Annotated in this window: 20 protein-coding genes; 9 read left to right on the top strand and 11 right to left on the bottom strand. The window is 48.3% G+C overall.

Features of this window, described 5'->3' with window-relative positions:
* Nucleotides 1-81: 81 nt before the first annotated feature.
* The 5 genes from M3P05_RS21190 to M3P05_RS03090 all read right to left on the bottom strand — a co-directional run bounded on the left by M3P05_RS21190 (nt 82) and on the right by M3P05_RS03090 (nt 7,055).
* Nucleotides 82-405, bottom strand: a complete 324-nt coding sequence (locus tag M3P05_RS21190) for a hypothetical protein (RefSeq protein ID WP_408635852.1) — start codon at nt 403-405, stop codon at nt 82-84.
* A 237-nt stretch (nt 406-642) separates the two neighbouring features.
* On the bottom strand, nt 643-3,723 hold the full coding sequence (locus M3P05_RS03105; RefSeq protein WP_249697771.1) for a beta-galactosidase: 3,081 nt from the start codon (nt 3,721-3,723) through the stop codon (nt 643-645).
* Between the two features lie 5 nt (nt 3,724-3,728).
* Nucleotides 3,729-4,784, bottom strand: coding sequence for an aldose epimerase family protein (locus M3P05_RS03100; protein WP_249697770.1), 1,056 nt, complete (start codon nt 4,782-4,784; stop codon nt 3,729-3,731).
* A 27-nt stretch (nt 4,785-4,811) separates the two neighbouring features.
* Nucleotides 4,812-5,972 carry a galactokinase gene (galK, locus tag M3P05_RS03095; RefSeq protein ID WP_249697769.1) on the bottom strand — a complete coding sequence of 387 codons (1,161 nt, stop codon included), beginning with the start codon at nt 5,970-5,972 and terminating at the stop codon, nt 4,812-4,814.
* A gap of 24 nt (nt 5,973-5,996) precedes the next feature.
* Nucleotides 5,997-7,055 carry a UDP-glucose--hexose-1-phosphate uridylyltransferase gene (locus M3P05_RS03090; RefSeq protein WP_249697768.1) on the bottom strand — a complete coding sequence of 353 codons (1,059 nt, stop codon included), beginning with the start codon at nt 7,053-7,055 and terminating at the stop codon, nt 5,997-5,999.
* Between the two features lie 269 nt (nt 7,056-7,324).
* On the opposite strand from M3P05_RS03090, the gene M3P05_RS03085 reads away from it, so the two are divergent.
* Nucleotides 7,325-8,350 (top strand): LacI family DNA-binding transcriptional regulator, encoded by a 1,026-nt coding sequence (locus tag M3P05_RS03085; protein ID WP_249697767.1) that lies wholly within the window; start codon nt 7,325-7,327, stop codon nt 8,348-8,350.
* A 55-nt stretch (nt 8,351-8,405) separates the two neighbouring features.
* Nucleotides 8,406-8,978 carry a hypothetical protein gene (locus M3P05_RS03080; RefSeq protein ID WP_249697766.1) on the top strand — a complete coding sequence of 191 codons (573 nt, stop codon included), beginning with the start codon at nt 8,406-8,408 and terminating at the stop codon, nt 8,976-8,978.
* 60 nt (nt 8,979-9,038) lie between these two features.
* On the opposite strand, the gene rsgA is transcribed toward M3P05_RS03080, so the two are convergent.
* Both rsgA and M3P05_RS03070 read right to left on the bottom strand, forming a co-directional pair.
* Nucleotides 9,039-10,121, bottom strand: a complete 1,083-nt coding sequence (gene rsgA / locus M3P05_RS03075; RefSeq protein ID WP_249697765.1) for a ribosome small subunit-dependent GTPase A — start codon at nt 10,119-10,121, stop codon at nt 9,039-9,041.
* A gap of 324 nt (nt 10,122-10,445) precedes the next feature.
* The gene (locus M3P05_RS03070; RefSeq protein ID WP_249697764.1) at nt 10,446-10,889 is read right to left on the bottom strand and encodes a DeoR/GlpR family DNA-binding transcription regulator; all 444 of its coding nucleotides are present in this window, start codon (nt 10,887-10,889) and stop codon (nt 10,446-10,448) included.
* 276 nt (nt 10,890-11,165) lie between these two features.
* Here M3P05_RS03070 and M3P05_RS03065 point away from each other — a divergent pair, with 276 nt between their 5' ends.
* The 5 genes from M3P05_RS03065 (at nt 11,166) to M3P05_RS03045 (ending at nt 16,626) form a co-directional block, all read left to right on the top strand.
* Nucleotides 11,166-11,426, top strand: coding sequence for an HPr family phosphocarrier protein (locus M3P05_RS03065; RefSeq protein ID WP_249697763.1), 261 nt, complete (start codon nt 11,166-11,168; stop codon nt 11,424-11,426).
* A 4-nt stretch (nt 11,427-11,430) separates the two neighbouring features.
* On the top strand, nt 11,431-13,158 hold the full coding sequence (gene ptsP, locus M3P05_RS03060; RefSeq protein ID WP_249697762.1) for a phosphoenolpyruvate--protein phosphotransferase: 1,728 nt from the start codon (nt 11,431-11,433) through the stop codon (nt 13,156-13,158).
* A gap of 228 nt (nt 13,159-13,386) precedes the next feature.
* Nucleotides 13,387-14,406 carry a hypothetical protein gene (locus M3P05_RS03055; RefSeq protein ID WP_249697761.1) on the top strand — a complete coding sequence of 340 codons (1,020 nt, stop codon included), beginning with the start codon at nt 13,387-13,389 and terminating at the stop codon, nt 14,404-14,406.
* Between the two features lie 97 nt (nt 14,407-14,503).
* Nucleotides 14,504-15,742 (top strand): protein kinase family protein, encoded by a 1,239-nt coding sequence (locus M3P05_RS03050; RefSeq protein ID WP_249697760.1) that lies wholly within the window; start codon nt 14,504-14,506, stop codon nt 15,740-15,742.
* A 164-nt stretch (nt 15,743-15,906) separates the two neighbouring features.
* Nucleotides 15,907-16,626 (top strand): hypothetical protein, encoded by a 720-nt coding sequence (locus M3P05_RS03045; protein ID WP_249697759.1) that lies wholly within the window; start codon nt 15,907-15,909, stop codon nt 16,624-16,626.
* 173 nt (nt 16,627-16,799) lie between these two features.
* On the opposite strand, the gene gatB is transcribed toward M3P05_RS03045, so the two are convergent.
* From gatB to gatC, 3 genes are all read right to left on the bottom strand, one after another.
* Complete coding sequence (gene gatB, locus M3P05_RS03040) at nt 16,800-18,257, bottom strand: Asp-tRNA(Asn)/Glu-tRNA(Gln) amidotransferase subunit GatB (RefSeq protein WP_249697758.1); 1,458 nt, start codon at nt 18,255-18,257, stop codon at nt 16,800-16,802.
* A gap of 14 nt (nt 18,258-18,271) precedes the next feature.
* Nucleotides 18,272-19,741: an Asp-tRNA(Asn)/Glu-tRNA(Gln) amidotransferase subunit GatA gene (gene gatA, locus M3P05_RS03035; RefSeq protein ID WP_249697916.1), complete on the bottom strand. Its 1,470-nt coding sequence runs from the start codon at nt 19,739-19,741 to the stop codon at nt 18,272-18,274.
* A gap of 93 nt (nt 19,742-19,834) precedes the next feature.
* Nucleotides 19,835-20,185 carry an Asp-tRNA(Asn)/Glu-tRNA(Gln) amidotransferase subunit GatC gene (gene gatC, locus M3P05_RS03030; protein WP_332841993.1) on the bottom strand — a complete coding sequence of 117 codons (351 nt, stop codon included), beginning with the start codon at nt 20,183-20,185 and terminating at the stop codon, nt 19,835-19,837.
* A gap of 603 nt (nt 20,186-20,788) precedes the next feature.
* On the opposite strand from gatC, the gene M3P05_RS03025 reads away from it, so the two are divergent.
* Nucleotides 20,789-21,826 carry a rod shape-determining protein gene (locus M3P05_RS03025; protein ID WP_249697757.1) on the top strand — a complete coding sequence of 346 codons (1,038 nt, stop codon included), beginning with the start codon at nt 20,789-20,791 and terminating at the stop codon, nt 21,824-21,826.
* On the opposite strand, the gene M3P05_RS03020 is transcribed toward M3P05_RS03025, so the two are convergent.
* On the bottom strand, nt 21,816-22,997 hold the full coding sequence (locus M3P05_RS03020) for a hypothetical protein (protein WP_249697756.1): 1,182 nt from the start codon (nt 22,995-22,997) through the stop codon (nt 21,816-21,818). The two genes, M3P05_RS03025 and M3P05_RS03020, sit on opposite strands and share 11 nt — an antisense overlap.
* Nucleotides 22,998-23,197: 200 nt before the next feature.
* Between M3P05_RS03020 and M3P05_RS03015 the strand changes: the two genes are divergently transcribed.
* Nucleotides 23,198-23,368: a hypothetical protein gene (locus M3P05_RS03015; protein WP_249697755.1), complete on the top strand. Its 171-nt coding sequence runs from the start codon at nt 23,198-23,200 to the stop codon at nt 23,366-23,368.
* Nucleotides 23,369-23,401: the final 33 nt, after the last annotated feature.

The following is a 23,401-nucleotide window of genomic DNA, read 5'->3' as shown; positions in this document are numbered from 1 at the left end:
CGTAGTACCCCTGCAAATGATATTGGTTCGCACTTAATTAGAAGTGGCAGGATGCCTTACTTGCAAGTGTCAGAGTTTGACTTAAATCAATTTTTTAGAAAGGTTGGTTGTAAAAAATAGCTGAAAGTTTACGACTTGGCTGATTATCCGATGCTCTGCAGAGCCTGCTATTACAGGAAATTCATTATTCAGCGGGAATTGCTGCGTAGCGTCGTTGTTGGCGATAACAATTTCGATCTTGTCAGCGTTAGGGCCAGAGAACCATGCATCAACCTTGTCCTTGGCCATGGCGGTATCCAGATGCAACTTATCGGTCTTCAGTTTGAAGTCGTCGTTTAGAGTGCTGATAACGTAGCTGGTACGGGCTTCGGTATCTGGGTGGCCTGGTCCACCTTTCAGCAGCACGGTCTGAATAACGCCGTCGCCATTCAGATCCCACCGAGGGTTGGCATTCCACTGCTTGGCGATCAGCTGGCACCTACATAGTAAGCCTTGTCATAGCTGGCCAGATCTTTAGCGGGAGGTTCCTTGTCGTAGAACACAACAGGAGCATCATCATAACGGGCTTTATCAATGATGACGGCAGCGCCGGTTGGGTCAACGAGGTTGATAGCCAGAGCTTTATGCTTAATTGGATAATATTTAACCTATAGATAAGTTGTATTCGTAACGGCCTGGCCCAATTAGATACTTGTCGTGTACCGATTTACTCCAGGAATCATCGCCACCAATTCCCATATGAAAACCATCCAGCCATAGATACAGGTGGCCTTCACTCTGCAGATCACATGTATGCCGTGCCTTTTCCAGGCTCTTCTGGCTCCAGGGGCTTAATGTGAAAATAAAAGGAGAATGACTGGTGATACTTAAATCTTTCTGATCTGGTCTGTGAAGCTTCAACCAGCGAACATCACATCGTGCCCCGTTCTCCTGAGGAACAATATAAGGCGTAGTCATATTACTCAGGGGGAGGTGGTAATGATCAATCAAGGCAGCCGTTTTTCGATCAGGGTAGTTTTCCCAAGGCCCGCGACCGAGCCATTCAGCAGAATCACAGCCATCCTTCAGAACAATTTGAAGACCGATCCGGGGCAGTGAGGGCATATCCTGCCGAATCTCGACAATAACCCGGATATCACACCGGCCGCTGTCATGAATACGGTAATGGTGGTGAGCAATAATCCGGCCGTTGCCATAGCTTCGTTCTGTTTCGACCTCAATGATTCCATCAGGCCGTTCCCAGAATTCGAAATAGGTTTTCTCTGCCTGTAATTTATTAAGGCCGGTGTCTAGCCAGTCGCGGCCGTAAACATCACAATCCTGTACAGCGAAAGGAACCATATCGTTATCAGTTGGTGCACGGTAAAAATTATCAGTGACGGGTGCTGCCAGCTGTGGTCTGTCATTAATAATGACCTGCTGAAGTACGGCGGCCTCTCTGTCAAAGATAAAGTTGCTGTTGGCACACAGAATTTCCAGCCCTGCACCAGAGGAGCAGAAGTTAACGCAGTGCTTTGTTCCTGGTTTCTTGCTTTTAAGCGGCACAGGCCAGTTAAGTTTGAATTGAGCATGAGCCGTTTTGTGTCCTGCCTCAGCCCACGGCGTATCATGTTTTAAAATCGTTTCGCAATGAAGCCGATAATCAGTGTCTGCAGTCAGATCGGGCCATTTAATAGTGACGGGTAGAGTACGGCTTTCACCAGGCTGTGTGGTGATATCATTAACAACACCTGTCTGGATCACCTTGCCATCGGCTTTCACTGTCCAGTAAAGGCGCTGGTTGGAGAGATCATCGAAGTTATGTCCATTCTTTATGGACAGTTCATGCCCCTGATACTGGAAGCGGATGAACTGATGAACATACTTGGCTTCCAGAATTGCAGGCTTCAGGCTGCGATCAGGGAGAAGCAGACCGTTAATGCAGAACTGGCGGTCATTGGGCTGATCACCAAAATCACCGCCATAGGCCCAGTACGGCTCGCCTGAATCTGATACTTTGGTGATTCCCTGGTCAACCCAGTCCCAGATAAACCCACCCTGCAAGCGGAGGTAATTGTGAAATGCATCCCAGTACTCTGCATAACCACCCAGGCTATTGCCCATTACATGGCTGTATTCGCACAGAATTAACGGACGTTGCTCACCGGATAAATTGATATGTTTTTCAATGGCTGGCTTTAGAACACTACCCTGGTTCTGGTCCTGTCCAACCCGTGCATACATTGGGCAGATGATGTCGGTAATATCTGTATCTGATCCTCCGGCTTCATATTGTACCGGGCGGGTGGGGTCACTGTTCTTGATCCAGTGATACGCGGATTGAAGATTACAGCCATAGCCGGATTCATTTCCCAAAGACCAGATAATGATCGAGGCATGATTTCGCGTACGTGGCACCATACGCTGAACACGCTCAAAACAGGCCTGGTGCCAATCCGGGTTATTGGTGAAATAGTTAAATGGTTCAGCGCCATGGGTTTCCAGGTTGGCTTCATCGACAACATAAAGCCCGTACCTGTCACAGAGGCGATACCAGAGCGGATGGTTAGGGTAGTGAGAGTTACGAACAGCATTAAAGTTATGCTGTTTCATCAACCGGATATCCAGCTCCATATCCTCTCGTGAGAGGGTATGGCCATGTTCAGGATGGTGCTCATGGCGGTTAACGCCGCGAATCAGCAGAGGTTGTCCATTGATTTTCAGTAAGCCGTCTGAAATCTCTATATGGCGAAAACCAACCTCGCAGGATTCGATATCGACAGGATTTCCATTTTGATCTTCCAGCCACAATACCAGCCTGTAAAGTTCAGGCTGTTCAGATGACCAGAGGGCGATATCCCTCAGCTCCAGGTCAAAGTGCCAGGTTGGCTGAGTAAATCCTCTTTCGTCCTGCTGAGAAGCGGGTTTAAGCTGCTGGTGCTCAAAAACAGTCTGCCCTTCAGGATCAACCAGAGTACAGAACAGTTTCTGGTCACTGTTATGCTGGTTGAGTGATGCTGTTAAGGAAAGACGACCATTTCTGTATGAGTGAACAGGTATGGCTTCAACCTGATAGTCAGAGATATGGATCGGAGCTTTCCTGAGGATATATACATCCCGGAAAATACCAGACAGCCACCACATATCCTGGTCTTCCAGATAGCTGCCATCACTCCAGCGCATCACTATAACAGACAGGGTATTTGTGCCCGGCCGTATGGTTGTGGATAAGTCAAATTCAGCTGGAAGGCGGCTATCCTGGGAATAACCAAGGTGTTTTCCATTCAGCCAGCAGTGAAAAGCGGAGTTCACACCTTCAAAGACGATTCTCTGGTGGTGATCCAGCCACTCTTCATCGGCTTCAAATTCAAACCGGTAACAACCAGTTGGATTCTTCTCTGGAACAAAAGGTGGTTGAAAATCAAAAGGATATTGGACGTTGGTATAGATTGGACGATCACGGCCGTGCATTTGCCAGTTTGATGGCACCGGAATTTGCGCCCAGTTCCTGCTGGTAAAGCCTGGCTCGATAAACTCCCGGGGAACCTCTTCTGGCATGGAGTACAGACAAAAATCCCACAATCCATTCAGGTAAAATCGGCCGGAACTGTCTTCCGGTTCTGTGGATAAAGCTGTCGACAGATCCTGCCATGCAGCCAAAGGAGCATGGGCTGGTAAACGGTTGATGCCAGTGACATTCTGATTCTGCCAGTCTTTACGGGCGATGATTGTCTGAAAATCCATAAGTATCAGGGCTCGCAGGAGAATGTCAGTATTGTGTGATGATGATATGTGTCACCAGGCTTTAACTCTGTCGAGGGAAAGTGCGGATGATTTGATGCATCCGGCCAGATCTGTGTCTCCAGACAGAAGCCGGCTCTGGCCTGATAATGTTCATCGCCTGCAGCGGGAGTTCCTTCGAGATAATTGCCGGAATAAAACTGTACACCTGGCTGATCGGTTGCCACCGTCATAACCCGTCCGGATTCCGGCTCGTGTACTTTGGCAAATTCTCTGGGCTCCTCACTATCTGCTGAAAGGCAGAAGTTATGGTCATAGCCTTTGCCAATCTCTAACTGTGGATGGTCCTCACTGATATTCTGTCCGATTGGTTTGGCGATTCGGAAATCAAAAGGTGTTCCGGCAACGTCTGCAAGTTCACCTGTGGGAATGGCAGTTGGGTCTGTTGGCAGGTAATGCTCAGCATCCAGTTGCAGGATATGCCCCAGACAATCACCTTTACCTGCCAGGTTGAAGTAACTGTGCTGAGTCAGATTAACCAGCGTGGTTTTATCTGTGGTTGCCTTGTAAACAGCATGCAGCTGGTTCTCTTCTGTCAGAGTGTAAATCACCGCGACATTAAGATTACCGGGATAATTCTCTTCACCGTCAATGGAGAGATAACTCATGGTCACAGAGGCAGAGTTTTCATTCCTGGTGATGGACTGCTGCCAGACTTTGCGGTTAAAGCCACAGTTTCCACCATGAAGATGATTGGGGCCATTATTGCAGGCAAAGTGATATTCCTTGCCTGCAATAACAGTCATCCCTTTGGCTGTGCGATTGGCCGTTCGTCCGGCGACTGTCCCCAGATAGGCTCCCTGTCGTTCATAATTTGCGACCGAATCGCAGGACAGAACGATATTCTCCAGGTTGCCATAACGATCCGGAGTCCGAATTGCCTGGATAGTGGCTCCGTAGTTGATCAGTGCCACTTCCACACCGAGGGAATTGCACATAACTGTGCGAAGGATATCTTCCCCCGCACGGGTTTTGCCAAACAGCTCTTCTTTGACGGTGACCATGAGACTCTCCTTGTGAAGCTCTCCCTGTTAAGAAAGAACTGTTGCGCCGGAAGTCGCTTTGCAGATATGAATATCAGCCTTTAAACCGCTGCGCTTTTCATACTCTTTCTCAACCGCCTTGCGGATAGCCGGTACATCCTGTTCAGGCACCAGAGCAACAATACAGCCACCGAAACCACCGCCAGTCATACGTACACCGCCTTCAGTGGTGATGGCCGAATCAACAATTTCGACCAGTGCATCAATAGCCGGGTGAGTAATCTCGAAGTCATCACGCATGGAAATATGGGACTGCGCCATCAGCTCTCCCATCTGTGCAAGATCGCTGGCACTCAGGGCTTCGCTGGCGGCCATGGTGCGGATATTTTCAGTGATGACATGACGGGCACGACGATATGTCGTGCTGTCCATATTGTCCTTATGCTCTTCAAGCAGAGACATATCCGCATCACGAAGAGCCTGAACGCCCATAATTGCAGCTGCCGATTCACACTGCTTGCGACGGGTGTTGTATTCGCTGTCAACCAGGCCACGCTGAACGTTGGAGTTGATAATCACAACGGCAACACCGGCAGGCATGGAGATGAGCATGGTATCGAGACTGCGGCAGTCGAGCAGCATGGCATGGTTCTCTTTACCGCAGGCAGAGATCATCTGATCCATAATGCCGGTATTACTGCCAACAAAGTCATTCTCGGATGACTGACCAGCCAGCGCCAGATCAGCAGGAGAAATTTCAATGCCACTCAGGTGACTGAGTGCCAGGCCGGATACAACTTCCAGCGCAGCTGATGAACTTAAACCGGCACCCTGTGGCACGTTACCGGAGACAACCAGATTTGCACCTTTCAGCTGGTGGCCCTTCTGCATCAAAGCCTGTGCCGTTCCGCGAATGTAGTTACACCAGAAATTGCCCTCTTCAGCCTTGGCAACTGGCAGTGTCAGTTCGAACTGGCTGCGGGCGTTCTCATAGTCGCAGGCTACAACCACGACTTTGTTATCGTCCCGGGGGCTGGCAGCAATCACAGTTCCATAATTAATGGCACAGGGCAGGACAAAACCATCGTTATAGTCTGTGTGCTCACCGATCAGATTGACTCGACCAGGGGCCCAGTAAAACTGCTTGGGTGCAGAACCAAACTGCTCTTGAAATGTTTGGGAGGTCAGTACTTGCAGGTCAGTTTTCATTTGTCAGTACCTTCCTGGTCGTTGTTATTGCTCAGAGTTGTTCAGATAATGTTCCAGAGGCAGATTGCGCAGGCGTTCTGCAGCCTGTTCCGGAGTCAGGTCGCGCTGACTTTCTGCCAGCATTTCAAAGCCCACCATAAACTTGCGCACAGTCGCAGAACGCAGCAGAGGCGGATAAAAATGGGCGTGCAGCTGCCAGTGATCGGTGTTCTCCTGCAGGCGTGGAGCACCATGCCAGCCCATGGAATAGGGGAAAGAGGTGTTAAACAGGTTGTCGTAACGGGTGGTCAGCTGTTTCAGGATGACCGCCAGTTCATTACGCTGTTCATCGTTCAGGTCCGGTAGGTGTTTCACTGCAAACTTTGGCAGAAGCAGGGTTTCAAAGGGCCATGCCGCCCACCAGGGAACAACCGCAATCCAGTTCTCGGTTTCGGCAACTGTACGTTCACCGTCGGCTGATTCCTGCAGGGCGTAATCGAGCAGAAGGTTGGAACCTTTGTTTTCCTGCCACTGCTTCAGGCTTTGATCAACTTTGCGGGCTTCATTGGGAAGGAAACTGGTTGCCCAGATCTGACCGTGAGGGTGAGGGTTGGAACAGCCCATGGCTGCGCCCTTGTTTTCAAAAACCTGCACCCAGTTGTAATCCCTGCCCAGATCATTGATCTGTTCTGCCCAGGTATCGACAACCAGCTGAATATTTTCTACAGAAAGCTGTGGCAGGGTTTTGCTGTGATCCGGAGAAAAACAGATAACACGGGATGTTCCGCGGGCAGAATCTGATTTGAATAGCTCTCCCCTCTCTTTTTCACAAAAGCCTTCTGCATCAGGAGTGTCACTCAGCAATGCAGGAAAATCGTTGGGGAAAACGTAGGGCTTTTGATAGTCGGGATTCTTTTCCCCGCCAATACGCTCATTGCGTGGGCAGAGATAGCACTTTGGATCATGTGCAGGGCGATTATCAGGAGCGGTTTTTTCCTGCTGCCCCTGCCACGGACGCTTGGCTCTGTGGGGAGAAACCAGAACCCAGTCACCCGTCAGCGGGTTAAAACGACGGTGAGGATGATCCTTGGGGTCAAAAGACATGTTATCCACTTTCTAGGTTTCTCCGGGTCAAAGTTTGTCCGCAGGGTGAATGGTAAAGGCGGTTTTATAATTCGTTCGTTGATTTGTATCATGCTTTGAAAGCGTTTTCAGAAAGCGTTTTCAAAAAAGTGAAATTCTGCCATGTAAGTTGGTAGAATCCTGACTGAAATGATTTACTGAAGCTTCTCTCAACATTCAAAATGATCGAGAGAAGAGTTCTCTAGAGCTGAAAGGCAGGATGAGTAGCTGGATAAGTAGCAGGATAAATAGTGGCCACCATTAAAGACGTCGCCGAACGTGCAAATGTTTCTATCTCAACCGTTTCCAGAGTCGTCAACGGTACTGCAACCGTTGCTGCGGCCAAGCGGGACAAAGTGCTGCAGGTTATGGCTGAGCTGAAATATCAGCCCAACAGCGCAGCACGTGCTCTGGCAGGTAATAAAACCGGGATGCTGGGTATTGTTGCCAATGATCTGGCTGACCCCTTTTTCGCGACCTTGTTAAAGGGTGTTGAAACTGAGGCCCGCCAAGCTGGAATGCAGGTACTGGCTGCCTGTGGTCATCATGATGCCGAGCAGGAAGAAGCGGCTATCCGCTCTCTGCTTTCCCGCCGTTGTGATGCCTTGATTGTGCACTCCAAAGATATTCCTGATCAGCAGCTCCTGGATTTACTGAGCGAGTGTCCGGTCGCTGTCGTCGTGAACAGGGAAATTCCAGAGATAGCAGACCGCTGTATATGGTTTGATAATCTGGCAGCCGGGTATATGGCAACGAAGCACCTGCTGGCTCAGGGGCACCAGAACATCGCATGGCTGGGGCGAAACCAGAATATTACCGATAATGTCGATAGATACATCGGTTTCTGCAACGCTTTGGGGCAGGCTGGCATTGATCATAACAAGGCTTACAAAGCGTTTGGTGAAGCAACGGTTGAAGGTGGGTATCAACTGGCCTATGAGCTGATTCGATCTAAATCTGAAGTGACAGCGATCATGGCTTATAACGATGCCATGGCAGCAGGTTGTTTGCGGGCATTGCATGAATTAAATTACAAGCTACCGGATGATTGCTCTGTTATGGGCATTGATGATGTGATTCTTGGTCTTGTTGTTTACCCTCAGCTGACAACTGTGAATTACCCCGTTGAAGATATTGGCCGCACAGCTGTTAAAAAAGCTCTGGCATTGCTGGCGGATCAACAGCTTGAAATGACCAACCACTTTTCTCCCAAAGTCGTTATTCGGGGTTCTGTGGCATCTTTGAGAAAATCAGTTTTGAGAAAGTCAGGCTCATAACCCACAGTGAAGAGCTACAATTTCCAGTACTTCAATCTCGTCAGGCCTTACCGCAATGTTTGAGCACAATGAGCTGATTTTGGAGATGGTCGAGCTAGGACAGGAGGTGAATCCTGCCTGTCCATTTGTCAGCTGTATAACTGATGAGTGGGGCCAGCTTCTGGTTACGGCGGTATCTTCAAAACATATCAGCCCTTTATACACATCCGAGCAGCTGGCCCTTCATCTTCTGGCAAGGAACTACAGCTGCAAACCCAACCAGCCTCTTACTTTGTACAGTACCGCTGAAATCACTCCGGCCGGAGTTGAGGCGCTGATTCATATGAACCTTTATGCAGGGATTCAGATTACACGGCATGTCTATGGTGCCAGCAGGGAAGATGTTTCCAGGTTATGGTCACCCTGTTCATCAATCACCTGCACTGATATGTATGAAGCCTTCAGGGGAGAAAGGCCGGTTATAGAGTTTATTGGTGGCGTTGAAAAAGATGCCTGCGATGCCATGTTTGAGGAGGCTGGTATTTTGTTCCGGGATGGAACAGGTCCGGTGTTGAGCAGTGACCTTGAAGAGTTCTGCAGCATTGAGGACTGGATGCTGGAAAGCTGTTATGAAGACGTTTGCGAATAAGGAAGTCAGCCCTGTCAAAGATTGAAAGGGCTGACTGACCGCAGAGTTATATTACCACTCTTATCTTTGTTTTAACCGACGGCTGTCAGCCTGAACACGTTTGTAGAACTTCCCCAAAGCCTTGGAGTCAGCTCTTCGGTCGGCCAGAGACTGGGCATTGATTGCCTGCTCTCTTAACAGCTTTGAGTAGCTTTTAAAGCGGCGAGGGTCCAGATCACCACTTTCAATGGCCTGCTGCACTGCACACCCAGGTTCAGCCTGGTGACTGCAGTCCGCAAACCGGCAATTTAAAGCCAGTTCCTCAATATCAGCAAAGGTTTCGGAAACTCCTTCCACACAATCAGCTATCTGTAACTCTCTCATTCCCGGAGTGTCCATCAGCAGACCGCCGGCCTCCAGAGGCTGGAGTGCTCGGGAGCGGGTTGTGTGCTTGCCCTTGCTGTCATCCTCACGGATACCACCGGTTTTCTGGAGTTCATGGCCACTCAGCGTGTTGATCAGTGTTGACTTACCGACCCCGGAAGAGCCGATAAAAGCTGTTGTTTTTCCAGTGTTGCACCAGGTTTTCAGTAAGTCTGATGTTGATGCATCCAGACTGTTAACCAGCTCAACCTGCAGTGTTGGATCAAGGTTGCGAACCTGATCGAGAAAACTATCGGGGTCGCTACAGAGGTCTGCTTTGGTCAGGATAATAACCGGTTCAATCTCTGCCTGATTGATAATGCTGAGATAGCGTTCTATCCGACTGAGATTAAAATCATGGTTCAGGGATGAAACAATAAAAGCTGTATCCAGGTTGGCTCCTATCAGCTGAACCTTACGATCAGTTCCCGGCGCTTTGCGTGATAGCAGACTGCTTCGTTCCAGCAAACGATGGAAGCGCTGGTCTTGATCAAGCAGCAGCCAGTCACCAACCGCAATGTCGGGCATATTGTGATGTCTGTCGAGTCTGGTTTCACCATGCTCTGTTGCCAGAACCAGGATGGAACGATGCTCAGCCATCACACGAGCCGGCTGTGTAAAATCGTATTCTTCCAGCGTCAGCTGCTGCTGAAAAAATGGTTTCCAGCCAAGTTGTGGTAGAGACAGAGCGGAGTTGGAAAAAGTGCTGGTGGCTAAGTTAGTGGTTAAGTTTGTTGTCATGTGTACCCCTGACGCACACAACCGCTTCCATGAGCAGTTTCCATAAGAAATGGCGTCATAAAAAATGCTAGTGCAGGGGCTGTTGCTCGATAATGCATACTTGAAATTATGCTGAGCAATTGAAGGCCCCGGTGAATACCGGGCCGGGAAATCAGAGTGTTCTGATTAGTTTTCGCTGGCCCGGTTATTGTTCTTTACAATCATCTTGTGCTCTCCTTTTTTCACGAATTGATGGGCTAATGATAATGCATGATGTCTGGTGGAGCCAAGGGGTTATTCCTACCTGAATGGCGGCTGTGTTGTTAGTCATCCTTTCAAGTGTGTTCAAAATCCCGTCATCCTGACTTCAATATTCGGGTGACGAGCCAGTTCATTTGCTACATTAAGTCCGTTAGTCATCACGACAAGATTGTGCTTGTCAGTAAGGTAGCGTGCCGGGCGTTCGGTGGTAGTGCCTGAATCCATGATCAGAGATTTACCATCGCAGACCAGGGTCGCGGCTTTACGGGCAAGGGCTTCTTTCTTTTCATTGTTCAGGAAGTTTTTATCCCTGAGCGGGAGTTCCCGTGAGAATATTTCCGGAATAGTTGCTCCGCCACGGGAACGAATTATCAGCCCTTTGTCGTTAAGGTAGTTCATGTCACTGCGAATGGTAACGGTGGATACATGAAACCGGTCGGGGAGATCTTCAACGCGAACATGCCTGTACTGGCGGACTTGGCGGATGATGACTTCGCGTCGCTCTGCTGTTGTTATTGTGTTCGCCATAAGTGCCTCTTAAACATCCAGGGCGGTGGCTCTTTATTGGAGCTAACTTATGAATGTTCTCAATCAGGTTTCAATGATTTTCAATAATTTTCAATAGCTTTCGTAGGCTTTCCTTTGGTTATTTATTGTCCCCGATTTGCCCTGTGGCATTGGCGTTGAGTAATGAAAAATGTTGCCTTATATCCGAACAACAGCCATGAATCAGCAGTTGGGTTTGCCTACCCGGGGCTGAGCAGCGAATGGCGATATTTTTTTGCCTAACAGGGAAACCGGATCATGCAGTCAGTACAACTTAACATCATCAACGAGAATGGCTTTCACGCTCGACCGGGAACCGTGTTTGTCAAAGCGTGCAAGCAATTTTCCAGCAAGGTGACTGTTGAGAAGAATGGGCAGACCGTCAATGCCAAGAGTTTGATGAAGTTGCTGGGGTTGGGAGTTGTATACGGAGATGCCATCACCCTGTGTACTGAGGGAGAAGATGAGCTTCAGGCGCTGGATCAGCTGAAGCATGTTGTTGAAACTCTGGAGGGCTAAGGACATGGCCGCTGCACAAAAACTGGAAGGAATCATTGCTTCACCGGGTATAGCCATTGGAGAAGTGGTCTTCTACCACAATGAATACCCTGAAATACCAGAGGCAGATATTGCTCGGGATCAGATTGATGATGAGATCGGCCATTTTATGGCTGCACGTCAGAATTCAATGGATCAGCTGGAGAAGATTTATAAGGAAACCTGCTCAACTCTTGGAGAGCAGCAGGCTTCAGTCTTTGAAGGTCATATGCTGATCGCCGAGGATGAAGAGCTCGAAGAGGAAGTTCTTGAGCTTATTCGCTCCGGTAAAAATGCCGTAGCCGCTGCGGATCAGGTTATACGCAATAATATTGGTGTGATTGAACAGCTTGAAAATGAATATCTGAGGGAACGCGCCGCCGATCTGCGCGATGTCGGTGTACGAATGGTCTGCAATATCCTTGGTATTCCAATGCCCGGCCTGGGGTGCCTGAAAGAGAACTCAATTATTGTTGCCAATGATCTTTCACCTTCCGATACCGCACAGCTTGATTTCACTAGAGTCAAAGGCTTTGTCACCGCAGTAGGCGGTAAGACATCTCACTCCGCTATTCTTGCGCGAACGCTGGAATTGCCCGCCATTGTAGGGTGTACGGAAATTTCTGCGGCAGTGAAAGATGGTGATACCCTGATCCTCGACGCCCTGAACAATAACCTGATTCCCAACCCCAACGCAGAACAGCTCGAACAGGCTGGTCTTGAGCTGGATAAACTGGAAACCGAGAAGCAGGAACTGCGGCTGCTAAAGGATCTGCCTGCGCAAACATCTGATGGTTGCTTATTCGAGATGGGCGCCAATATCGGTCAGCCTGGTGACATTGAGCTGGCCATGGAAAATGGTGCAGAGGGAATTGGTCTCTTCCGTACTGAGTTCCTGTTTATGGGGCGCAGCAGCATGCCTTCTGAGGAGGTTCAGTTTGAGGCCTACAGGCGTGCCGCTGAAGCAGCAAATGGTATGTCAGTGATAATCCGGACTCTGGATATTGGTGGTGATAAGAATCTTCCTTACCTGGATCTGCCGGCAGAGTTAAACCCTTTCCTGGGTTGGCGTGCCATTCGTATGTGTCTGGATCGTCCTGAAATTCTTCACACCCAACTGCGTGCCATCCTGCGTGCCAGTGCATTTGGCAAAATCAAAATTCTGTTCCCCATGGTAATTTCTCTCGATGAGGTTCAGCGTCTGAAAGCTCATATTGAGCTGGTGACTCTGGCCCTGACTGAGGAAGGTGTTGCCTATGATCAGGATTGTGAAGTTGGCGTAATGGTGGAAACACCTGCTTCGGTTATGATTGCCGATCAGCTGATTAAGGAAGTGGACTTTTTCAGTATTGGAACCAATGACCTGACTCAGTACTTGCTGGCCGTTGATCGTGGTAATGAAAATATTTCAGGTCTTTACGACAGCCTGTCTCCCTCCGTGCTACGTGCGATCAAGATGGTCATTGATGCAGCCCATAATGCTGGAAAGTGGGTTGGCATGTGTGGTGAGCTGGCAGGTGATGAACAGGCGGCGCTGGTTCTTGCTGGCATGGGGCTGGATGAATTCAGCATGCCCGCTTCGTCTATTCCCCGAGTGAAGAAAGCTCTGCGCAAGGCAAATACACCTACTCTTAAGCACCTGGCTGAGAAGTGTCTGGAGCTGAGATCTTCTGATGAAGTAAAGGCATTGGTTGATGCTGTAGCCAGCGTTTAGGCAGTATTTAAAACAAGTGTTCAGGCCAGCTTTCAGGATAGTGGCAGGTTTCCAGAAGGAAAGACTTGCCCTTACTGTAGCACTGGATTATTGCGCGAAACATAATGCATTGCCCTGGATTGAACTAAGCTTCTGTTCCCGCTGAAACGGAGGGTACAGGTGTTCCTTTATCTGCCAGATCAGGGTCAGGATCGTTTTGTCGGTTAGTAAAGCGGAGCGAGTGTATTGATGTTGTTTCGGTTTTCTCTCCTGTTGTTAATGGTCAGTATGTGCGGCAAGTTGTCTGCAAATATTCTTTCTGACGACTTTCCCTATGGAAAACCTATAGTGTTTAAATGGCCGGTACAAGAGACATCAACAAGAGTAGGTAACGGTTCCGTCTATAAAGTAGAGTGGAAGTCCTTATCTTTAACGTTTTGGGCCCCTAACGAAAACAAATTTGATGTTAGTTGGCTACGCGAAGGCTTTGAACAAGGTGTAGTTCAGGTTGATCTTTCGGTAGTTCCTAAGGTTTCTGATGTGCAAGAAGCAAATAAGAAAATACTTAAGGTTGTTGATCGTGACGTTTATTATAGTGAAAAACCTGAAGGCCCGGTATTCGTTGCGGTGGATAATGAGTGCAGTGACCTTAACACACTATTTGCATTGGTTCAGGCCTTGCTGCTGATATTCTCTTCCTCTGGTGAAGAGGATAAGGTAAGGGATTTTATAGGGAGGGCTCAAATACACCAATGGTACAGTGGCGGCTATCTTTTGATAGCCCCTCCAGAGGGTACAGATATTGCTCTAGGGGCAAAAGAGCAAATTGAAGCTGTCAGTATCAGCATCGCAGACAACTTTTCTGCTGAACCTCAAGTGATGCCCAGGTATTCTGCTTCACGGAATTTTGCTTCTTATGATTTGTCAATACTCGTCCATTTCAAGACGGGTAATATTTTTAAGACCCGCACCTTTACTCTACATGTTGATGATAGAATACCCGGTTTGCTTCGGCTGGTTAAAGAAAAAAACTGGTCAAAAAAAGATGAAGTCAGAGATGGAGTCAGAGATGAGAGTGAGAGCAGACCACCATCGCCCAGCCTGTTATCCAATCTTACCAGCTTATTTTGTTGCCATGACTTATGTCGAGATAGCAGATCTGCCTCTCAGCCCACCGAGAGAACGCCGCTAATACATGAAGAGCAACCGCACTATGGTAATTCTTTAGGAGTGCAAGGAACTGCTGAATTTACTCCTGCAAAAAAGTAATTGGTAACAAGGCTGTTATGACATGGAATTTTCAAGATACCTTTTTCTCTAAGTAATATCAGTCAAGTTGCAATAATAATTAACGGAGCCAGGTACTATGGCGGCCGATATGAATATGGATATAAATATAAAAAGTCCCGTGAAAAGAGGAAGCTCGGAGTGTGAGGGGAGTGTAGCTGGAACATCGAGCAGTTCATTTCAAAAGAAAATAGAACGAACGACAGGCCATGTCATTCAGTCAGGTGCATTCAGTTTAAGCTTGCAGTCAGCGGGGACAGCAATGGGGCATAGGTCTGTTAAGCGACAAAAAATAAACGATTTGTCTTTTACTCCAGAACGTAAAGTACTAAAAACTGATGAGGTTGATAAGTTAGATAAAAAAACGACTCAAAGAGAACTTCTGCTTACCCTGCACTCAAAATACCATATGCCTGCCGATGTTAATGAGCTTGAAATTGATACTACAAGTAAGGCAAGTGCAGGAGGGACTGGTGTTGTTTACAAAGTATTCTTTAATGATAAATTCGGTGCCTTCTCTGGTGAAAAAGGTATAGAGCCTTTGACGGGAAAAGCCTTGGCTGTGAAAGTTGTAAGCTTGGTTCCGGAGTGGAGGGAACTATGGATGAGGACACCTGAGGCAACTAAGATTTCTTTTGCTCGCGAGCCAAAAAAAAGGTCGGAGAGATTACTATCTGAAGTGTTAACGCTCAAGAAACTACAGGGGCACCCTTCAATCCCTGAGCTATATGGTTCTTACTCATTTTCAAAAGATATGGCTGACGTTATGGTTTGCGAATATATACTTGGAGGTACGCTTTTTGATTATTTCTGCATATGTGCAAGCGATAAAATAAATCGTGCTCCTGAGTTTTATCACTTTGCGCTTCAAATAGCGGAGGGAATCGCATGGATTCATCGGCAAGGCTATGCTCATTTTGATATTAAACCATCGAATATCATGCTGGCAGAATCAAAGAGCGGCAAAGAAACAAGATGTATTAAGATTACTGATTTTGGCTCAGCCAGGAAACTCGAGCCAGGCAGTGATCTTCCAGCATTTACTCTTTTAGATGAGACCACAGAGAAATATCGGGCACCTGAAATTGAGATCAGTAAAAACTGTTTAACTCGTGTATCTCATAAAGCTGATATTTATTCTTTGGGTGTTATCTTGCAGGAAATGGCAAAAATTATAATAAACCCGCAAGACAGATGGCATTCTCCGAGTTTTGCTGTTGGTTCATGCCAGTTTAATTTTATGAAAGCAGATGTGTATAAGCGTCCTGATGCTGAGAGGGCCATAGAGCTTATAAAACAATACCCACCTGCCAATTAAATAGCGCTGAAAGCCCTGTTTCTTACTGGCCTGGCTACGCAATGTCTACGAAATGCCTCCAGAAAGTCAGCTTGGTGGTTTGATATACACTGAAAATAGTGAAAAAACCAGAATGGTTGGGCCATTTCTGTTATCTCGGAGAAACAAATATATAGGGAAATACTATGAGAGGAATATCTTCTGAAAGCAAACCCGTGAGTCATAATTCCCCGTTGCCAGTACCTGAAAGTGAAAATAAACAACTGGATGGCAAGAGTTACGTAGCTCCCTCGGGCCAGTCGGGAAGTCCCGATAAAGCGCTGAGTGACTACTCGGTCACTGTGGCTGGTGTCACGGTTGATCATATCTCTGCGAAATCAGTGGGGGCTAAAGAGAAAATAAAAAAAGTGGTTGAATTTGTGAATGCGGCGTACAGGGATTATGGGTTAGATGGAGGAAAAGATAGAATCACTGAGGAAAAACTAACGGGGTTTGTTCATCGTGATGAAAACACCATCCTTGAAATGAACCGCGAACAGAAAGATGGAGAACATAAGGAATTAATAGCATGTTGTGTCGTGAGTAAAGGCGATAGAGTGAAGGCTCATCAAACTGATCAAGGATTTCTGGATGCCACGCAGTTGTATGTTGGCTTGATGACAGTAAAAATGTCAGAAAGTAATAAGAAACTTGCAACACAACTGATGTTCGAAGCTGAGCAATTTGCAAAAGAGAATCACTACAAGTCCCTTGTCGTTGATGTCTGTGCCGATGGGCAGTCAGTACCAGATAAAAAAGATTTCAAACATGAAAAACTGAAGAGTAATGGGTATGTTGAATACTCATCTTATTCGCCCCCAGATGGAGGTTACCATCTTACCCGGTACGAGAAACCCTTATTATAAGTATCTGAACTTTTATGTCAGCCTAAGTCTTGGTTCGTCAAATCAAGCCAGTTATCAAAGTAAAAACCGGCAGGGGGAAAGAATCATTCATTCCGCCCCCCTGTTTATCAAAAGCCTGCATCCATTGAATCAAATTTATAAAAGCTAAAGAGCAACCATAAAATGGTAATCCTCTACTGCAACTTCTTTTTCAAAAGCTGGTTAACCATGCCTGGATTAGCCTTACCACGGGAAGCCTTCATGGTTTGACCGACAAAGAAGCCAACCATCTTGCCGCGCCTGGCATCATCAGCTGCTCTGTACTGTTCAACCTGTGCAGGATTTCTGGCCAGCACATCATCGATAATCGCTTCGATAGCGCCGATATCGGTTACCTGCTTCAGTCCTTTCTTCTCAATGACTTCATCGGCTGAAGAACCTTCATTATTCCACAGAGCCTCAAATACCTGCTTGGCGATTTTACCGGAGATGGTATTGTCCTTGATACGGGCAACCAGGCCTCCCAGGGCTTCAGCGCTAACTGGAGAGCTGACGATTTCCAGATCATTCTGGTTCAGAGTCTTGGCCAGTTCGCCCATCACCCAGTTAGCGGCCAGCTTGGCATCACCACCGGCTTTGGCAGCAGCTTCAAAGTAATCCGCTGTTGCCAGTTCGCAGGAGAGAACCTCGGCATCGTAATCGCCCAGACCAAGGTCATTGATAAAGCGTGCCTTACGGGCTTCAGGCATTTCCGGCATCTCGGAACGGATCTTTTCCAGACGGCTGTCTTCAATCACAACCGGCAGCAGATCAGGGCAGGGGAAGTAACGGTAATCGTTGGCTTCTTCCTTGCTGCGCATGGAGCGGGCAACATCGGTATCACCGTTGTAGAGACGGGTTTCCTGCACAATTTCGAAACCATCTTCGATCGCTTCAATCTGGCGCTGAATCTCCTTATTAATGGCACGTTCCATAAACTTGAAGGAGTTCAGGTTCTTGGTTTCGGTGCGGGTGCCCAGCTTCTCCTGACCTTGTGGGCGAACAGAGACGTTTACGTCAAAACGCATGGAACCCTGAGACATTTCGCCGTCACAGATTCCCAGAGTGGTCACGATAGAGTGCAGTTTGCGGGCAAAAGCCACGGCCTGCTTGGCGTTGCGCATATCCGGTTCGGTAACAACTTCAATCAGAGGTGTACCGGCACGGTTCAGATCGATACCACTCATGCCATGGCTCCCAGTAGAGAAAGCTTCGTGCAGGCTCTTGCCTGCATCTTCTTCCAGGTGGGCATGGTGAATGCGTACGCGGTGAGTGCTGCCATCATCCAGCGCAATATCCATGTGTCCGGCACCGACGATAGGCTTATCCAGCTGAGTGGTTTGGTAGCCCTTGGGCAGGTCAGGGTAGAAGTAGTTTTTGCGCTCGAAAATATTGACCTTGTTGATCTCGGCCTTGATACCCAGACCAAACTTGATCGCCATATTAATGGCTTCTTCGTTTACAACCGGCAGAATACCCGGCAGGCCCAGGTCTACCGCGCAGGCCTGGGTATTTGGTTCGGCACCAAAGGCAGTGGAGGCACCGGAGAAAATCTTGGTTTTAGTGGCGAGCTGAACGTGAATCTCAAGCCCGATAACCGCTTCCCATTCCATTGTTCTACTCCTCTTTAACCTTTCATGCCAGCGTCAATGCCTGTTGGAACTGCCAGATGCCAGTCGGTCACCTGCTGGTACTGGTGACCTGCATTGAGCAGGCGGGCTTCTTCAAAGTGCGGTGCAATAATCTGCAGGCCGACAGGCAGTCCATCCACCATGCCAGCCGGAACACTCATGGCAGGCAGGCCAGCCAGGTTAACGGAGATAGTAAAGATATCACCCAGGTACATAGCCACAGGGTCATCGGTCTTATCGCCAATCGGGAAGGCTGGAGTTGGTGCGGTTGGACCCATGATTACATCGACTTCGTTGAAAGCAGACATAAAGTCATCACGGATCATGCGACGAAGCTTCTGGGCCTTGGCGTAGTAAGCGTCGTAGTAACCAGCGGAGAGTGCGTAAGCGCCTACCAGGATACGGTTCTTAACTTCTCTACCGAAGCCTTCGGCACGACTGCGCTTGTACATATCTTCCAAATCTTTTGGATCTTCACAGCGGTGACCAAAGCGTGCACCGTCGAAACGGGACAGGTTGGCAGAGGCTTCTGCGGGAGCGATAACATAATAAGCAGCAACAGAGTGATGAGTGCGGGGCAGGCTGATTTCTTTTACCGTTGCGCCCAGCTTCTCGTATTCCTTGATGGCATCACGGACAACCTGTTCTACCTTGTTGTCCAGACCTTCAGCGAAGTACTCCTTAGGCAGGCCGATACGCAGGCCTTTCAGTGGTTCGTTCAGAGTGGCAGTGTAATCAGGAACCGCACGATCCATACAGGTGGAATCTTTCGGATCAAAACCGGCCATCACATTCAGCATCATGGCGGCATCTTCAGCGGTGCGTGCCATTGGACCTGCCTGGTCCAGACTGGAAGCAAAGGCCACCATGCCCCAGCGGGATACACGACCATAGGTTGGCTTAATGCCGGTAATGCCACACATGCTGGCAGGCTGACGGATGGAGCCACCAGTATCAGTTCCGGTCGTACCGGCTGCCAGACGGGCCGCAACAGCAGCAGCGGAGCCGCCAGAGGAACCGCCGGGAATCATATCGTGGTTCCAGGGGTTTTTAACCGGACCGTAGTAGCTGTTTTCATTGGCGCCGCCCATGGCAAACTCGTCCATGTTCAGCTTGCCCAGGTTAACTGCTCCGGCAGCTTTAAAGTTGGCGGTTACTGTGGATTCATAAGGGGCAATGAAATTATCCAGCATTCTGGAGCCACAGCTGGTCTTGATACCCTGGGTGCAGAACAGGTCTTTATGGGCCAGGGGAATACCGGTCAGAGGCGTAGTATTGCCAGCGGCAATGGCTTCATCGGCAGCTTTTGCCTGCTCAAGGGCGATATCAGGGCAGACAGTGATGAAGGCGTTCAGATCACTGCCGAGAGTATTGATTCTATCGAGATAGGTTTGGGTCAGCTCGACGCTGGACACTTCACCGGCTTTCAGCGACCGGGAAAGTTCAGCCAGACTTTTTTCAATCAAGCTTTTTTCAACCAATGGCTTTTCGTTCATGTTGTAATATCTGTGCTTCGATCAGTGGGCAGAGGTAGGGAAGCGGTGGCCTGAAATAAAAAATCAGTCAATCACTTTCGGAACCAGGAACAGACCATCTTCTTTGGCCGGAGCATTGGTCATCAGCTGCTCACGATTATTGGTTTCCGTAACTTCGTCTGCCCGCAGCCGCTGGACTGCATCAAGTGGATTGGCGAGAGGCTCAATGCCGTCGGTATTCACCGCCTGCATTTCATCAATCAGGCCCATAATGGCCGTGAGCTTTTCGGTGGTCTGTCTGACCTCATCCTCACTGATAGACAGTCGGGCAAGGTGAGCGACGCTCTGCACTTGTTTGGCTGAAATGCCCTGACTGTCAATTTTTTCAGGCGCTGGCATTTCCGGCTCAAGGCTGTTTGAGCGGTCGATCGCCATGGTAGTTCTCCGGTGGTTTCAGAACTCTGACACGTTGTTCAGAGAAATAGCAGCTCTCACTGCATGTTTTTTGGTGAATCGGCCTAATTTAGGGGGTTGACCCTATAATCTCAAGGTTCTTTTACTGATTGGGCATGACTTTGCTGTCTCGGTGGTGCTGAATCACACAATACAGGGCCAAAACAGTTCTTTTTTGTTGTTTGATAAGTTATGTGAAGTGAAGGGAAATGTATTTCCACAGTAAATCGATTGCTGCAGCTTGCCCGTAGTGCAGTCGATTGTTAGAGTTGGCAGATTACACCAAAACTATGCTTGCGATTCCTGATTTTCGACGCAGTTTGCGGCAAAGGGAGCGCACAAGGATTTTTTGGCAGTGCTTGTTAATAACTGTGGCGTTTAAGTGAACACAAGCATTGCCGTTAAGTGGTTTAAGATTATCGTGCAGTTGTCTGCAGTCGGCTATACACACAGGCCGGTACTAATCATTGACAGCAAGTCACTGACAGCACGAATACTTGATTGCATCAGCCATCCAGACAGCGGCCAGGTCGCTGATACGGACAAACTAATTGAGAAGGCCCCCCGGCAGGGCTACAGGACATTATGTTAAAGAGATTGCGCGGACTGTTCTCGACAGACCTGTCTATCGACCTGGGAACAGCTAACACCCTCGTCTATGTGCGCGATAAAGGTATCGTGCTGGATGAACCATCTGTAGTTGCGATTCGTAACCTTGGAACCCAGAAGAGTGTTGTGGCTGTTGGTATGGACGCCAAGCGTATGCTGGGCCGTACTCCTGGCAGTATTACCGCTATCCGTCCCATGAAGGATGGTGTGATTGCAGACTTTGATGTCTGTGAAAAAATGCTGCAGCACTTTATCAATAAAGTGCATGAAAACAGCTTTATTCAGCCCAGCCCTCGCGTACTTGTGTGTGTTCCCTGCAAGTCCACCAAGGTCGAACGTCGTGCGATTCGTGAATCTGTCCTGGGAGCGGGTGCCCGAGAGGTTTATCTGATTGAAGAGCCAATGGCTGCTGCAATTGGTGCTGGCCTGCCGGTTGAAGAAGCCAGTGGTTCCATGGTGGTGGATATCGGTGGTGGTACCACTGAAATCGCCATTATCTCTCTGAGTGGTGTGGTTTACTCCGAATCTGTCCGTATCGGTGGTGACCGCTTTGACGAAGCTATTGTGACCTATGTACGCCGCAACTATGGCAGCCTGATCGGTGAATCCACAGCTGAGCGTATCAAACAGGAAATCGCCATTGCTTACCCAATGGGTGAAGTCCGTGAGATTGATGTTCGCGGTCGTAACCTGGCCGAAGGTGTGCCCCGCAGCTTTACCCTGAACAGCAACGAAGTTCTGGAAGCCCTGCAGGACAGCCTGAACTCTATTGTTCAATCCGTTAAGAGCGCTCTGGAACAGTCTCCGCCGGAACTGGCTTCCGATATTGCCGAGCGTGGCGTGGTGCTGACCGGTGGTGGTGCACTGATGCGTGGTCTGGATACTCTGATCAGTGAAGAAACCGGCCTGCCGGTTATCGTTGCCGAAGAACCTCTGACCTGTGTTGCCCGTGGCGGTGGCCGTGCTCTTGAGATGATGGATCGTCATCGTATGGATCTGCTATCTACTGAGTAATCTCCTCTTTTAAGGCCGGGTCACCTTGTGGCCCGGCTCTTGAAAATTCATTTTTTGATTTCCCTCTTTCCCTCTTTCCCTGTAAATCAGCAGTTTGCATGGCTTCTGGTTCTGTGCCTTCTTCTTCGACATCAATGAACCTCTGTTTCTGGGCTAATGTCATTTGCTGGAGTTCCTTCTGGTGCATCACTGCGTCATCGGCAGGAATGAAATAACGATTTTTTATGGAAGGGTTGGTAACAGGACTTCTTGAGAACTTTGTCGATTGAATAAGAGGATGGTGAATCATTATTCCAATGCTACCCCTGTGTCCTTGAGAGAAAGGAGGGGGCGAGTCGTTAGAAGGTAATGAGACAGGGAGTCTTCTGGCAGGGCTGGAGGATCTGCTTCTGGGGCTATCGGGTGAGCTGATCCCACTGTCATCAAACACTTCCGCTTTGGTCGTTAAAGGCTGGCCGATTGCTGCCAGATATCGTTGTTCATTAAGAGTGATGATTTTAACAACGAGTGTTTTGTGATCAGTGTCTTTGGCAAAGTAAAATTTCATATCGGCCTTTCTGCAGGTATAAAAAATATCGTCAAACACATCCACAGCCTCGAAAGGCAGCTCCTCTAAATTGTAAAACTCATGGAGCAGATAAGATAATGAAGTGACTTCTTCGTCTGATGTAAATTGGTATGCAACGGCTATGGGAAAGTTTTTAAACCCACCGCCATGATTAGTCATTTCAACAGAAACAGTTGAATCATCCTCGAGAAATTTTGATTTTGTTGTTCGGGTTAATGATGACGTGCACTTCTGTGCGAGTTGGAAAAGGTCATCCTCTGGTTGCGTTCCTCGGCGTAGTTTTAGTCTTAATGCAGGATGAGACACAGCGCCTTCTCCCTTTCTTTCGTCTTCAACTGGCTGGCTGGCATCCCAGGAGTATGTGTGATCAATATCACTCTCCGGCTCGACGAAAAAATCATTTTCACTGGTATGTGGTTGGATAGAGATGCTGGAGGCGGAGGGGTGCTCTGCATCAATATGCCCGGAACCGATCAGGACAAACTGCAGGGTTGAACCAATAGCTTGATACAAGACAATAGGTAGACGAGTGGCGTATGCAGAAGCACTGAAGAGATAACACAGGAAGAAAGTAAAACATCTGATTCTGTCGCCATTCTTCATTTTTTTACTCTGGTTTATGGAGCATCTATTTTAGATTGTCTTGCTGACGGTGTTACACATTCCCCATTATTTCGTTACAAAAAGCCGATTCCTGCAAGTACATTAAAAGTATAGTCTCGGCTTACTCTCAAGTTGCTTCGATTTGATAGGCAGTGCGAAGCATGCAATTCCGATACACCAGGACTAATCCGGGGTAAGAAATGGAAGTTTGGAAAGGTCGACACGCACAATCTGGATATGTTGACCCAATGTTTGGTGCAGCCATCGTCACTGATGATGGACGTGAAATCCCAATTACGGTCAAGCAGGTTGATGATTTTCTGGAAAAGTTGGTTTGGGACGAGGAAGCAGAAGCGAGAAATCATAAATAAAACCAATAAGACCGTGGCAGTTCTGCAAAAGGC

This window comes from Parendozoicomonas callyspongiae, assembly GCF_023502345.1.
Lineage (GTDB): Bacteria > Pseudomonadota > Gammaproteobacteria > Pseudomonadales > Endozoicomonadaceae > Sansalvadorimonas > Sansalvadorimonas callyspongiae.
Note: the sequence above shows the minus strand (reverse complement) of the source record. Positions and strands in the feature narration are given on the sequence as shown.